This window comes from Streptomyces sp. NBC_00582, from assembly GCF_036345155.1.
Taxonomy (GTDB): Bacteria; Actinomycetota; Actinomycetes; order Streptomycetales; family Streptomycetaceae; genus Streptomyces.
This window is the reverse complement of record NZ_CP107772.1, coordinates 3445928-3458649: the sequence shown is the minus strand read 5'-3', so window position 1 is coordinate 3458649 and position 12722 is coordinate 3445928. Positions and strand designations below refer to the sequence as shown.

The following is a 12722-nucleotide window of genomic DNA, read 5'->3' as shown; positions in this document are numbered from 1 at the left end:
CATGGACCGGCAGACGAACCGGCAGATGAACCTGGACGTCGACTGGACGTCCTGCCAGGGCCACGGCCTGTGCGCGGAACTCCTCCCGGAGCACATCACGCTCGACGCATGGGGCTACCCGCTCGTCGACGGCGCCCCCGTCCCCGCACGGACGGTGAAGCGGGCCCGCAGGGCCGTCGCCGACTGCCCCGTGCTTGCCCTCAAGCTCACCCCGGCCCCGGTCGGCTGACGGGAGATCAGCCGACGGCGCAGGGGGAGGACCAGGGGGTGAGCTCGCGCGGGAGCTCCACGCGCATGCCGCAGAAACACACGAGCAGACCGCCGCGCGACGCGGGGGCACCCAGGTCGATCACCAGGATGTCCCGCACTTCCCGGAGCGCGTCGCGTACCTGGAAGCCCCTGGCCACCCGGATGCTGACCTCGTCAGGGTCCCAGACCGCGATTCTCGGCAGATCGTCTGCCATGCAAACGTGGACGCACACAACTGTCTCCCCAGGGCTGCACAACGACACGCAGTGATCCGCTCCGGGAGGCCAGCGGCGCACTGATGGTACCGATGGGCGCGATTCCCGTGGGGGTTTTCGTCATATTCATCCGTAAACCTCAGGTGATGCGGCTGACCTGAAGCATCGCCTCGGCGTCCTTGAGCAGCGCTCGTTGCCGTGACTCCGGCAATTGCCGGTACAGCGTGAGGAGTCGGGCCTCGCGTTCGTCCCCGCTGGGGCCGGGCACCGGGCGGCCGACCGACTCGAAGAACTCCCGCGGTGTCGTGCTGACGCCCCAGCGCCGGAACACCTCCACCATGGCCCGCAGCTTCTCCGGGTCGATGCGGGAGGTGCCGCGGGTGCGGTTCATCCAGGCGTTGAGCGTCGGGTACGAGATGCCGGCCTCGGAGGCGAGATCCTTCTGGGTCCGCCCGGGGGCCCGTGCCAGGAGGCGTTCGAGCAGAGCCGCCAGGTCCTCGTCCCGGCGTGCGGGATCGTGGCCGGGATCCGGGTCTCCTGAGTGGCTCCGCTGGTTCGTCACGCCTCAGAGGATCGGTCATCGTCATCTACAGGCGCAAGTAGATCGCAGACCGCCGGTCGGCTCTTCGGATGCACGCCGGAGCGTTGCGGCGGTTCGGGTGCCCCCGTGCGCCCCCGTGCTCCCGGCCCGCGGTTTTCCGTCGCGCTCCGTGAGCGGCTTGACACTCTATGCATCTGCGTGAAGACTGCCGATATCCCGAGACCCACCCGTCCCGGGTGACGTGTCGTCAGTCAATCTACATCTACATGAATATTGAAGATGCGGAGGTCTTCGTGTCCCCAACCGACAGCGCCACGACCACTCCGGGCACCCCGGAGCCCGAACTGGTCGCCCGCGCCCGCACCGGCGACCGGGAGGCGTTCGCCGCCCTGTACGACGAGCACTACCGCCTCGTCTACGGCTTCCTTCTCCTGCGCACCCGCAACAGACACCTGGCGGAGGACCTCACCCAGGAGGTGTTCACCCGCGCCCTGCGCCGCATCGACTCGTACACCTGGCAGGGCAAGGCCTTCGCCGCCTGGCTCACCACCATCGCCAAGAACCTCCACTACGACGAACTCGCCCGCGGCCGCACCCGGCTGGAGACCCCGGTCGCCGAGTTCCACGACCCCCAGACGCCGGGCCTCTGCACCGAGTCGCTCGCCCTGCGCGAACTGGAGGCCGTCGAGGCCCACGAGACGGTCCGTACGGCACTCCACTCCCTCAACGCGCACCAACGGCACTGTGTGGAACTGCGCTTCCTCGACGAACTGACCCCCGAGGAGACCGCCCGGGAGATGGGCCGCAGCGTCGGTGCCGTCAAGACGCTGACCTACCGCGCGCTGCGCAAACTGCGCTGGACGACCGGGGCGGTGTCCGTGTGAACAGCAACCTTCCCCGCGCCGCCCGGGTGATCCACGCGGCACTGCGCTCCGTACCGCCCCACCAGGCCGCGGCCGCCGCCCACGCCCTGGACGCGGCCCGGCTCCTCACCGACCCCGACCGCTCCTTCGGCGTCCTCCTGCACCGGGAGCCGGACGGCGGCTGGACACCCGCCCCACGCCCGACAACCGCACCGAAACGGCTCACCGCCGAACCGGAAACCGGACGGCGGGAACCGGAGCCGCCGGTCACCGAGCTGGAACGGCAGGCGCTGGCCTGGGACGCCTCCTGCGCCCGCGCCCGTGAGCTCGCCCACGCCGTCGAACGGCAGCTGCACGGCCACCCCGGCCCGCACGGCATCCGCGTGGACGGCGACCGGGTGCGCGTCCTGCTCCGCGTCGACGACCCCGCCCAATGGGCCCGCTGGCGCGCCTACCTGGGCATCACCACCGTGGGGGAGCGGTCCCGCCCCCACACGGTGACCGCCGACGGAGAACGCGACGGCGTCCCGGTGACCGTCGTGGCCCGGGGGATCGGCACGACACCACCGGGCACGGCCCACGCCCCCGAACGCCGCCCCTTCCGCCTCGACGGCACCACCTACGACCTGGCCCAGCCCCAGCGCGACACGAACGGGGACCTCTGGTACTTCCAGGGCCGCCGCGCCCCCGACGGCATGCCCCTGCTGTCCCTCGACGGCCGCCCGGAGCGCTGCACCCTCGCCCAGGTGGAGACCCAGTTGGGGCCGCTGTCACCGGCGGGGGAGGAGAGGCCCGCCCCGGACGCGGCACCACCCCCGGCGGTGGAACACCCGGGACACGGCTGAGGCCCCCGATGCCCTCACCTCTGCTCCGCCTCGTGCGGGCCCGCAGGACCGCCGCCCGCCACCGCCTCGCCCTCGACCTGGACGACTGCCGTCGGCAACTGGCCCGCTGGCAGCGGCACGCCGACTCCTACGAGCGCGAACTGACCCACCTCTCCCGCGAACGGGCCCACCTCCTCGCCTGGCTGGCGGCACTGCACCCGTCGAGCGCGGTCATCACCCCGGCCACCGAAGCGGGCCCCGGCGGCACCCACCTGCTGCGCCTGGTGGCCGGCGAACGCCTGCTGACCTGGCGTCTGCCCCCGGCCGACCTCCCGCTGTTCACCCATGTCCGGCACGCCGAATCCCCACGGCGCGAGGGCCCCCGCATCCCCGACCAGTCCGCCCACATCCGCCACCACACCCACCTGCTGGCTCTGGAGGAGGCCCTGTCGACCACACCCCCGCCCCCCGACCCCCCATGAGACTCCGGCCGGCCGCTCGGGAGGCAGCCGACCGGACAGCGGCGCCCCCCTGCCCCCTCACCCTGCAGGGGGGCGCCGCCAACGGTCCCCGGTCCGGCCGAAAAGGGGCGCGGGGCTGTATCCATGTGCGGCTCCCCGCCGCCGCGTGGGCGCGACAATCCCCCACGCACCCGCACCCCGACGACCCCCGCACCCCCACCCCGAACCGCCCTTAAAGCCACCCGGCGAATTCGAGCAACAGCTCCGCATCCCCCCGCCGCCCCACACGCAGCGCCCGCACACCCGACTCCACCGCCCGAAAGAGCGTCCACCCCCGCACCCGCTCCTGATCCAACTCCAACGACTCCGCCAGCTTCCTCACCCGCCGCCGAGTCGTCGCCGCCCCCGACGGGGAGGCGATCAGATCCTCCACCCGATCCCGCACCAACCGCGCCAGATCGAACGCACACTCGCCCACCACCGGATCCGGCCCCACCGCCAGCCACGGCGTCCGCTCGGCCGCCAGCACCTTGCTCTGCCGGAACGTCCCATGCAGCAACCGCCGTTCGGGCGGCGCGGCCAACAACTCCTCCCGGGCCACGAGAGCCGCGTCCACCAGCACGCGCACCTCGGAGCCGACGGCAGTCCCCCGCATCGCCTCCGCCTGCCGCCCCGTCCGCTCGGCGACCGTCTCGAAGCCGCCCCCGTCCGGCGGCTCCACCCACAGCCGCCGCAACGTCCCCGCCGCCTCCAGCTGCGCCTTGGCCTCCGGCAGCGACCGCACCGACACATCCGGATGCAGCCGTTCGAGCAGCAGCACCCCCTCCGTCACCGGCCCGTCCAGCAGCTGTACGGCGCCCAGCCCGCCCCAGTGCGCCAGCGCCGCCCGCTCCGCCTCCGGCCGGAACCGCGGCGGGGCCAGCTTGAGCACGGCAGGCGTCCCGTCCGCACGGCGCACCAGCACCACCAGGCTGGTCCGGCCCCCGGGCACCTGCACCCGGTCGACGGTCAACTCGCGCAGCGCGACGGCCTGTCGGGCAGCCTCGGGCAGCTTCTCCAACCAGTCGTCACCGCTCGGTGCCGTCTCACCGAACGCCCGCACCAGACGCCGCGGCGGTTCGAAAGCCATGCGCGAGTCGTTCCCTTCCCTTTCAGAGGTCCCCTCTCAGGGGTCACGCCGTCGGCGCCGCCGGAGCTCCGGAGGTCGCCGCGTCCGTACCGGCCCGCTCGGCGAGCCCAGGGAAGGCTACGCTCCCGCCGCGCCAGCGCACCGCCCGCACCGCCGCCTCCCGCAGCGCCCCGGCGGCCTCACGGCGCCGCTGGTCACCGGCTGCCCGCACCAGGTCCGAGTACACCCCGGCCACCCGCTCCTCCAACTCGGCGGCGAGCCGCACCGCGGCAGCAGCGTCCGCCACCGGGAACGGCAGCGCGTACGCGGCGCTCGCTGCGACCGGCTCGGCGCCCAGATCGCGCACCTCGCGCACCAGCGCGTCCCGGCGCGCCCGGTGCGCGTCGTACCCGGCCTGCGCCTCCGTGCGCCGAGCGGCGCCGATCCGCCCGCCGACGACGCCGTACCCGTAGACGGCGGCGTGCTCGGCGGCCAGCGCCGCCTGCAGCGCGGTCAGTTCCCCGTTGTCCTTGCTCTCCTTGCTCGGCCCCGCGCTCGACCCCGTCATCGGTTCCCCTCCGTCAGCAGATACGCGTGGGCCGCGCCGGCCGCCGCCACCGAGGCCAGCAGCCGGGCCAGCTCGCCCGGGACGTCCAGCAGCGCCACCGCCCGCTCGTCGGCGAGCCTCCGCTCGGCGGCGGCCAGCCCGGCCAGCGCCTCCTTCTCGGTCGCCGGAGAGGCGGAGGGTGCCAGGGACGGCGCCGCCGAGCCGGAGGGCGACACGGTCGCCGAAGCGCTGGCCGACGGGGTGCTCTTCGGCTTCCCCGCGCCCCCGAACGCCTCCACATGCCGGACGACCTCCGCCCTTAGCGGTGCGAGCCGCCGCGCCAGCGTGGGATGGACGGCGAGGACGGCGTCGTACCGCTGAAGCAGTCCGCCGCTGTCCTCGGCCGCACGCGCGCGTGCCCGCTCGGTCACCGACGGGCCGGCGCTCGCGACCTCCTCGGACCTCTCGGAACCGGACGAGCAGCCCACGAGCAGCGCGGCCCCGGCGGCCGACGCGAGCAGGGTTCTTCTGCGCGGCCCGGAGCGGGTGCGCGGCGGGAGCGGGAACGGCACGGCAGACGTCCTCGGGGAATCCGTACGAAAGAAAGACGAGAGAGACGATACGAAGAACGGGCAGGGGAACAGGTCCGTGATCACCGTACCCGCGCACTCGCCGGAGCGAGGTCTCCGCCACCCTCCGTGCACGGGTGGACGGCAACACTCCTCGCGACCCGATACCCTTTGACCAGACACGCGACCCATCCCACAACAGCACACGCGGCCGAGGAGTCACCCGGATGAGCACCACCCAGAGCGAGAGGCTGCGAGAGCTCCTGGAACCGCTCGTCACCTCCCAGGGCCTGGATCTCGAAGAGATCGCCGTGGACTCCGTGGGCCGCAAGCGCGTGCTGCGTGTCGTCGTCGACTCCGACACCGGGGCGGACCTGGACCAGATCGCCGATGTGAGCCGCGCGCTCTCGGCGAAGCTCGACGAGACGGACGCGATGGGCGCGGGCGAGTACACCCTCGAGGTCGGCACCCCGGGCGCGGAGCGCTCCCTCACCGAGCACCGCCACTACGTGCGCGCCACCGGCCGGCTGGTGAGGTTCCAGCTCACCGAGGGCGGCGAACTGACCGCCCGGATCCTGCAGGTCGACGACGACGGCCTCGACCTCGAAGTGCCCGGCGTGAAGGGCCGCAAGGCCCAGGCCCGCAGAGTCGGCTTCCCGGACATCGAGAAGGCCCGCGTGCAGGTCGAGTTCAACCGCAAGGACCAGGACGTCAAGGACGAGAAGGAAGAGGAGGCGTAGCCGTGGACATCGACATGAGTGCCCTGCGGGGCTTGGTACGGGAGAAGGAGATCTCCTTCGACCTGCTGGTCGAGGCGATCGAGTCGGCCCTCCTCATCGCCTACCACCGCACCGAGGGAAGCCGCCGACACGCGCGCGTGGAGCTCAACCGGGAGACCGGGCATGTGACCGTGTGGGCGAAGGAGGACCCCGAGGACCTCGAAGAGGGCCAGGAGCCCCGTGAGTTCGACGACACCCCGTCCGGCTTCGGCCGTATCGCCGCCACCACCGCCAAGCAGGTGATCCTGCAGCGGCTGCGCGACGCCGAGGACGACGCGACGCTCGGCGAGTACGCCGGCCGCGAGGGCGACATCGTCACCGGAGTGGTCCAGCAGGGCCGCGACCCCAAGAACGTGCTCGTGGACATCGGCAAGCTCGAGGCCATCCTGCCCGTGCAGGAGCAGGTCCCCGGCGAGACCTACCAGCACGGCCTGCGCCTGCGGTCGTACGTCGTTCGGGTGGCGAAGGGCGTACGCGGTCCCTCGGTCACGCTTTCGCGTACCCACCCCAATCTGGTGAAGAAGCTCTTCGCGCTGGAGGTGCCGGAGATCGCCGACGGGTCCGTCGAGATCGCCGCCATCGCCCGTGAGGCCGGCCACCGCACCAAGATCGCCGTACGGTCCACCCGTTCGGGCCTGAACGCCAAGGGCGCCTGCATCGGCCCCATGGGCGGCCGGGTGCGCAATGTGATGGGCGAGCTGAACGGCGAGAAGATCGACATCGTCGACTGGTCGGACGACCCGGCCGAGATGGTGGCCAACGCGCTGTCCCCGGCCCGGGTCTCCAAGGTCGAGGTGGTGGACCTCGCGGCCCGCTCCGCGCGCGTGACCGTCCCGGACTACCAGCTCTCCCTGGCGATCGGCAAGGAGGGCCAGAACGCCCGCCTCGCCGCCCGCCTCACGGGCTGGCGGATCGACATCCGCCCGGACACCGAGCAGGCGTCCGAGTAGCGGTTCCACCAGCGGTTGGGCCGTTCGGGGGAATAGATCCAAGCCGGGGCCCGCTCAGATCACGTCAGATGTATCGCGGCAACCGTTCGACTCCTGCCCCGAAGGGGTGAGGTGGCCGCGGGGAGGTAGACTTAACTGTGTCTGGCCGGACGCACGCCGGAGCATGCCCTGAACGCACCTGTGTGGGGTGCCGGAAGCGAGCGGCCAAGACGGAGCTGCTGCGCATCGTGGCGATCAAGGACGCTTGCGTCCCCGATCCTCGCGGTACGCTGCCCGGCCGGGGTGCGTACGTGCACCCCGCACTGGTCTGTCTCGACCAGGCGGTGCGCCGCCGGGCGTTCACGCGGGCGTTGCGCGCCCCGGGAGCGCTCGACACAAAGGCGTTGCGCCAGTACGTCGAGCAGACGACAGTTGCCGATCGGGCAACACCGTAAGAAGCGCGTCGCGCGGAACGTCCGTGCGGTCAGGTACCCCGCGAGTTGGAAGTAGGTCGAGATTGCGATGAGCACTCGATGAGCACGCGATGAGTACGCCCATGAAGTAGCGACGGTCCGGCCGCAACCCGGACCTAAAAGGAGCGAAGTGGCTAAGGTCCGGGTATACGAACTCGCCAAGGAGTTCGGCGTGGAGAGCAAGGTCGTCATGGCCAAGCTCCAGGAACTCGGTGAATTCGTCCGTTCGGCGTCTTCCACCATCGAAGCGCCCGTAGTCCGCAAACTGACTGACGCCTTCCAGGGCGGCGGCGGCAAGTCCGCCAAGCCCGCCCCGCGCAAGGCCGCCCCCAAGCCTGGTGCGCCCTCTCCGGCGCAGGCGGCCCGTCCGGCCGCCCCGCGTCCGGCCGCCCCCAGGCCCGCCGCGCCCCAGGCGCCCACGACTCCGGCCGCTCCCGCGGCCTCGTCGGCCCCCGCGCCGGCGACCCCGGGCCCGCGTCCCGTGCCCGGCCCCAAGCCCGCGCCGCGTCCGGCGCCCGCCGCCCCGGAGTTCACCGCTCCGCCGTCGGCCCCGGCCGCCCCGCAGGCTCCCCGCCCGGCCTCCCAGGGCCCGCGCCCCGGCGCGCCCCGTCCCGGTGCCCGCCCCGGTGGACCCGGTCAGGGCCAGCAGGACCGCGGTGACCGCGGCCAGCGTCCGGCCGCCGCCCAGGGCCCGCGCCCCGGTGGTGCCGGTGCCCCGCGTCCGGGCGGTGCCCGTCCGGCCGGTCCGCGTCCGGGCAACAACCCCTTCACCTCCGGCGGCAACGCCGGTATGGCGCGTCCGCAGGCGCCCCGCCCGCAGGGCGGCCCGCGTCCCGGCGGCCCCGGCGGCGCTCCCGGCGCCGGTCCCCGTCCGCAGGCCCCCGGTGGCCAGGGCGGCGGTCCTCGTCCGCAGGCTCCGGGCGGTCCGCGTCCCTCGCCGGCCGGTATGCCGCGTCCGCAGGGTGCGGGCCCCGGCGGTCCGCGTCCCGGCGGTCCGCGTCCGAACCCCGGCATGATGCCGCAGCGTCCCGCTGCCGGCCCGCGTCCCGGCGGTGGCCCCGGCGGCGGCCGTGGCCCGGCCGGAGCCGGCCGGCCCGGCGGTGGCGGGCGTCCGGGAGGCGGCGGCTTCGCCGGCCGTCCGGCCGGTCCCGGCGGCGGTGCCCGTCCGGGTGGCGGCGGCGGCTTCGCCGGTCGTCCCGGTGGCGGTGGCCCCGGCGGCGGTGGCGGCGGCTTCGGTGGCGGCGGTGGCCGTCCCGGCTTCGGCGGCCGTCCCGGCGGTCCCGGTGGCCGTGGTGGCACGCAGGGCGCCTTCGGCCGTCCCGGCGGTCCGGCCCGTCGTGGCCGCAAGTCGAAGCGTCAGCGTCGCCAGGAGTACGAGGCCATGCAGGCCCCGTCCGTCGGCGGTGTGATGCTGCCGCGCGGCAACGGCGAGACGATCCGTCTCTCCCGCGGCGCGTCGCTCACCGACTTCGCGGAGAAGATCAACGCCAACCCGGCGTCGCTCGTCGCGGTCATGATGAACCTCGGCGAGATGGTCACCGCGACCCAGTCCGTCTCCGACGAGACCCTCCAGCTCCTCGCGGGCGAGATGAACTACGAGGTTCAGATCGTCAGCCCGGAGGAGGAGGACCGCGAGCTGCTCGAGTCCTTCGACATCGAGTTCGGCGAGGACGAGGGCGACGAGTCCGACCTGGTGGTCCGTCCGCCGGTCGTCACCGTCATGGGTCACGTCGACCACGGTAAGACCCGACTGCTCGACGCCATCCGCAAGACGAACGTCATCGCGGGCGAGGCCGGCGGCATCACCCAGCACATCGGTGCCTACCAGGTCGCGACCGAGGTCAACGACGAAGAGCGCAAGATCACCTTCATCGACACCCCGGGTCACGAGGCGTTCACCGCCATGCGTGCGCGTGGTGCGAAGTCGACGGACATCGCGATCCTCGTGGTCGCGGCGAACGACGGCGTGATGCCCCAGACCGTCGAGGCGCTCAACCACGCCAAGGCGGCCGACGTCCCGATCGTGGTCGCGGTCAACAAGATCGACGTCGAGGGCGCCGACCCGACCAAGGTGCGCGGTCAGCTCACCGAGTACGGCCTGGTGGCCGAGGAGTACGGCGGCGACACCATGTTCGTCGACATCTCCGCCAAGCAGGGTCTGCACATCGACGCCCTCCTCGAGGCCGTCATCCTCACCGCGGACGCCTCGCTCGACCTGCGGGCCAACCCGCACCAGGACGCGCAGGGCATCTCGATCGAGTCCCGTCTCGACCGCGGCCGCGGTGCCGTGGCGACGGTCCTCGTCCAGCGAGGCACCCTGCGGGTCGGCGACACGATGGTCGTGGGCGACGCCTACGGTCGCGTGCGCGCCATGCTCGACGACAACGGCAACAACGTGGCCGAGGCGGGTCCCTCGACGCCGGTCCAGGTCCTCGGCCTGACCAACGTCCCGGGCGCCGGCGACAACTTCCTCGTGGTCGAGGAGGACCGTACGGCCCGCCAGATCGCCGAGAAGCGTGCGGCCCGCGAGCGCAACGCGGCCTTCGCCAAGCGCACGCGCAGGTTCTCCCTGGAGAACCTGGACGCGGCGCTGAAGGCCGGCGAGGTCCAGCAGCTGAACCTGATCATCAAGGGCGACGCGTCCGGATCGGTGGAAGCCCTGGAGTCCTCCCTGCTCCAGCTGGACGTCGGCGAAGAGGTCGACATCCGCGTCCTGCACCGCGGCGTCGGTGCGGTCACGGAGTCGGACATCGACCTGGCCATGGGCTCCGACGCGATCGTCATCGGCTTCAACGTCCGGGCAGCCGGCCGTGCGCAGCAGATGGCGGAGCGCGAAGGCGTCGACGTGCGCTACTACTCGGTCATCTACCAGGCGATCGAGGAGATCGAGGCGGCCCTGAAGGGTCTCCTCAAGCCGGAGTACGAAGAGGTCGAGCTCGGTACGGCGGAGATCCGCGAGGTCTTCAAGTCGTCCAAGCTGGGCAACATCGCCGGTGTCCTCATCCGCTCGGGCGAGGTCAAGCGCAACACCAAGGCGCGCCTCATCCGCGACGGCAAGGTGGTCGCGGAGAACCTCAACATCGAGGGCCTGCGTCGCTTCAAGGACGACGTCACCGAGATCCGCGAAGGGTTCGAGGGCGGTATCAACCTCGGCAACTTCAACGACATCAAGATCGACGACGTCATCGCGACGTACGAGATGCGCGAGAAGCCGCGGGTGTAGGCCCCGGTTCGGGTGCCGGGCCACAGGGTTCGTCCTGTGGCCCGGCACCCGTCCGTCTACGGAGTTGGCGCACCCTGCACCCGGCCGAGTCGGGTGGGTGGGAAACTCCGTCGAGCCGACGGCAGGATCGGGGTACCGTTCATGATGCCCCTGTCCCACACGGCCGACAGGGCCATCGATCCCGTACCGGCGGGTGAACCGGTTGCACATGTACGTGGGGACTCTGTCCTTCGACCTCCTCCTCGGCGACGTCCACTCGCTGAAGGAGAAGCGCTCCGTCGTCCGCCCCATCGTCGCCGAGCTCCAGCGCAAGTACGCGGTGAGCGCGGCCGAGGTCGACCACCAGGACCTCCACCGCAGGGCCCGCATAGGCCTCGCCGTGGTCTCCGGTGACGCGGAGCACCTGACCGACGTACTGGACCGGTGCGAACGGCTCGTCGCCGCCCGCCCGGAGGTGGAACTGCTGTCGGTCAGACGCCGTTTCCACGGCGAGGACGACTGACCCCGACCACAGCACACAGACACGACACGCAAGGAAGAACGGGAGACGGACCAGTGGCCGACAACGCGCGCGCCAAGAGGCTGGCGGACCTCATCCGAGAGGTGGTGGCGCAGAAGCTGCAGCGCGGGATCAAGGACCCGCGGCTCGGTTCCCACGTCACCATCACGGACACCAGGGTCACAGGTGACCTCCGGGAGGCGACCGTCTTCTACACCGTGTACGGCGACGACGAGGAGCGGGCGGCGGCCGCCGCCGGCCTGGAGAGCGCCAAGGGCATCCTGCGCTCCGAGGTCGGCCGTGCCGCCGGGGTGAAGTTCACGCCCACGCTGGCCTTCGTCGCCGACGCCCTCCCGGACAACGCCCGCACCATCGACGACCTTCTCGACAAGGCGCGTGCCGCCGACGCGAAGGTGCGCGAGGCGTCCGCGGGCGCCGGGTACGCCGGCGGGGCCGACCCGTACAAGAAGCCCGGTGACGACGAGACGGACGACACCGCCGAATGAACCGCAAGTCCACCGCGCCCGACGGCCTCGTCATCGTCGACAAGCCGTCGGGTTTCACCTCCCACGACGTCGTGGCCAAGATGCGCGGCATCGCCAGGACCCGCCGCGTCGGCCACGCCGGGACCCTCGACCCCATGGCGACCGGCGTCCTCGTCCTCGGTGTGGAGAGGGCGACCAAGCTCCTCGGTCACCTCGCCCTCACCGAGAAGGAGTACCTCGGCACGATCCGCCTCGGCCAGACGACCCTGACCGACGACGCCGAGGGCGAGATCACCGCCTCCGTCGACGCCTCCCAGGTCACCCGGGACGCCGTCGACGCCGGGATCGCCAAGCTCACCGGCGCCATCATGCAGGTGCCGTCCAAGGTCAGCGCCATCAAGATCGACGGCGTACGGTCGTACAAGAGGGCCCGCGAGGGCGAGGACTTCGAGATCCCGGCCCGCCCGGTGACCATCTCCTCCTTCGCCGTGTACGACGTCCGCGACGCCGTCGCCGAGGACGGCACCCCCGTCCTGGACCTGGTGGTGTCGGTCGTCTGCTCCTCCGGCACCTACATCCGGGCCCTCGCCCGCGACCTGGGCGCCGACCTCGGCGTCGGCGGCCATCTCACCGCCCTGCGCCGCACCCGCGTCGGCCCCTACAAGCTGGACGCGGCGAAGACCCTCGACCAGCTCCAGCAGGAGCTGACCGTGATGCCGGTCGCCGAGGCCGCCGCGGCCGCGTTCCCCCGCTGGGACGTGGACGCCCGGCGGGCCCGGCTGCTCACCAACGGCGTCCGGCTCGAGATGCCCGAGGAGTACGCGGGCGTCGGCGCCGTCGCCGTCTTCGACCCGGAGGGCCGCTTCCTGGCGCTGGTCGAGGAGCAGAAGGGCAAGGCCAAGAGCCTCGCCGTACTGAGCTGAGCACCGCTGCCGGAGCCTCGTCGCCCGTGGAGCG

Annotated in this window: 16 protein-coding genes; 11 read left to right on the top strand and 5 right to left on the bottom strand. The window is 72.4% G+C overall.

Going from position 1 to position 12722, the window contains the following annotated elements:
- Nucleotide 1 precedes the first annotated feature (1 nt).
- Nucleotides 2-229 (top strand): ferredoxin, encoded by a 228-nt coding sequence (locus OG852_RS15000; protein ID WP_330348217.1) that lies wholly within the window; start codon nt 2-4, stop codon nt 227-229.
- Nucleotides 230-236: 7 nt separating this feature from the next.
- On the opposite strand, the gene OG852_RS14995 is transcribed toward OG852_RS15000, so the two are convergent.
- Together OG852_RS14995 and OG852_RS14990 are read right to left on the bottom strand one after the other, a co-directional pair.
- Entirely contained in the window at nt 237-464 is a 228-nt protein-coding gene (locus OG852_RS14995) for a hypothetical protein (RefSeq protein WP_330348216.1), read from the bottom strand.
- A gap of 139 nt (nt 465-603) precedes the next feature.
- On the bottom strand, nt 604-1026 hold the full coding sequence (locus OG852_RS14990; protein ID WP_133917672.1) for a helix-turn-helix domain-containing protein: 423 nt from the start codon (nt 1024-1026) through the stop codon (nt 604-606).
- Nucleotides 1027-1298: 272 nt separating this feature from the next.
- Here OG852_RS14990 and OG852_RS14985 point away from each other — a divergent pair, with 272 nt between their 5' ends.
- The 3 genes from OG852_RS14985 to OG852_RS14975 are packed head-to-tail and all read left to right on the top strand — an operon-like array spanning nt 1299 to nt 3174.
- Nucleotides 1299-1889 (top strand): RNA polymerase sigma factor, encoded by a 591-nt coding sequence (locus OG852_RS14985; protein WP_330348215.1) that lies wholly within the window; start codon nt 1299-1301, stop codon nt 1887-1889.
- The gene (locus tag OG852_RS14980; protein WP_330348214.1) at nt 1886-2713 is read left to right on the top strand and encodes a BN159_2729 family protein; all 828 of its coding nucleotides are present in this window, start codon (nt 1886-1888) and stop codon (nt 2711-2713) included. The genes OG852_RS14985 and OG852_RS14980 overlap by 4 nt, the downstream gene beginning before the upstream one ends.
- Nucleotides 2714-2721: 8 nt before the next feature.
- A complete protein-coding gene (locus OG852_RS14975) occupies nt 2722-3174 on the top strand; it encodes a hypothetical protein (RefSeq protein WP_330348213.1) in 453 nt (150 codons plus the stop codon).
- A 211-nt stretch (nt 3175-3385) separates the two neighbouring features.
- Here the strand turns inward: OG852_RS14975 and OG852_RS14970 are convergent, their stop codons facing one another.
- The 3 genes from OG852_RS14970 to OG852_RS14960 are packed head-to-tail and all read right to left on the bottom strand — an operon-like array spanning nt 3386 to nt 5380.
- The gene (locus tag OG852_RS14970) at nt 3386-4282 is read right to left on the bottom strand and encodes an aminoglycoside phosphotransferase family protein (protein ID WP_133917674.1); all 897 of its coding nucleotides are present in this window, start codon (nt 4280-4282) and stop codon (nt 3386-3388) included.
- A 43-nt stretch (nt 4283-4325) separates the two neighbouring features.
- Entirely contained in the window at nt 4326-4829 is a 504-nt protein-coding gene (locus OG852_RS14965) for a ferritin-like domain-containing protein (protein WP_133917675.1), read from the bottom strand.
- On the bottom strand, nt 4826-5380 hold the full coding sequence (locus tag OG852_RS14960; protein WP_133917676.1) for a hypothetical protein: 555 nt from the start codon (nt 5378-5380) through the stop codon (nt 4826-4828). The genes OG852_RS14965 and OG852_RS14960 overlap by 4 nt, the downstream gene beginning before the upstream one ends.
- A 224-nt stretch (nt 5381-5604) precedes the next feature.
- Here OG852_RS14960 and rimP point away from each other — a divergent pair, with 224 nt between their 5' ends.
- The 7 genes from rimP (at nt 5605) to truB (ending at nt 12688) form a co-directional block, all read left to right on the top strand.
- Entirely contained in the window at nt 5605-6117 is a 513-nt protein-coding gene (rimP, locus tag OG852_RS14955; protein ID WP_133917677.1) for a ribosome maturation factor RimP, read from the top strand.
- 2 nt (nt 6118-6119) lie between these two features.
- A complete protein-coding gene (gene nusA / locus OG852_RS14950; protein WP_133917678.1) occupies nt 6120-7106 on the top strand; it encodes a transcription termination factor NusA in 987 nt (328 codons plus the stop codon).
- Nucleotides 7107-7243: 137 nt separating this feature from the next.
- Entirely contained in the window at nt 7244-7540 is a 297-nt protein-coding gene (locus OG852_RS14945) for a YlxR family protein (protein ID WP_133917679.1), read from the top strand.
- A gap of 148 nt (nt 7541-7688) precedes the next feature.
- A complete protein-coding gene (gene infB / locus OG852_RS14940) occupies nt 7689-10781 on the top strand; it encodes a translation initiation factor IF-2 (RefSeq protein ID WP_330348212.1) in 3093 nt (1030 codons plus the stop codon).
- A 208-nt stretch (nt 10782-10989) separates the two neighbouring features.
- Complete coding sequence (locus OG852_RS14935; protein WP_133917681.1) at nt 10990-11283, top strand: DUF503 domain-containing protein; 294 nt, start codon at nt 10990-10992, stop codon at nt 11281-11283.
- A 53-nt stretch (nt 11284-11336) separates the two neighbouring features.
- Complete coding sequence (gene rbfA, locus OG852_RS14930; RefSeq protein WP_330348211.1) at nt 11337-11786, top strand: 30S ribosome-binding factor RbfA; 450 nt, start codon at nt 11337-11339, stop codon at nt 11784-11786.
- Entirely contained in the window at nt 11783-12688 is a 906-nt protein-coding gene (truB, locus tag OG852_RS14925) for a tRNA pseudouridine(55) synthase TruB (RefSeq protein WP_330348210.1), read from the top strand. Before rbfA ends, truB begins: the two co-directional genes overlap by 4 nt.
- Nucleotides 12689-12722: the final 34 nt, after the last annotated feature.

Excerpts from the sequence above, each read along its gene's own strand:
- OG852_RS15000 (WP_330348217.1), top strand. The coding sequence starts at position 2 with ATGGACCGGCAGACGAACCGGCAGATGAACCTGGACGTCGACTGGACG.
- OG852_RS14995 (WP_330348216.1), bottom strand. The coding sequence starts at position 464 with ATGGCAGACGATCTGCCGAGAATCGCGGTCTGGGACCCTGACGAGGTC.
- OG852_RS14975 (WP_330348213.1), top strand. The coding sequence starts at position 2,722 with ATGCCCTCACCTCTGCTCCGCCTCGTGCGGGCCCGCAGGACCGCCGCC.
- OG852_RS14970 (WP_133917674.1), bottom strand. The coding sequence starts at position 4,282 with ATGGCTTTCGAACCGCCGCGGCGTCTGGTGCGGGCGTTCGGTGAGACG.
- OG852_RS14965 (WP_133917675.1), bottom strand. The coding sequence starts at position 4,829 with ATGACGGGGTCGAGCGCGGGGCCGAGCAAGGAGAGCAAGGACAACGGG.
- rimP (WP_133917677.1), top strand. The coding sequence starts at position 5,605 with ATGAGCACCACCCAGAGCGAGAGGCTGCGAGAGCTCCTGGAACCGCTC.
- OG852_RS14935 (WP_133917681.1), top strand. The coding sequence starts at position 10,990 with ATGTACGTGGGGACTCTGTCCTTCGACCTCCTCCTCGGCGACGTCCAC.
- truB (WP_330348210.1), top strand. The coding sequence starts at position 11,783 with ATGAACCGCAAGTCCACCGCGCCCGACGGCCTCGTCATCGTCGACAAG.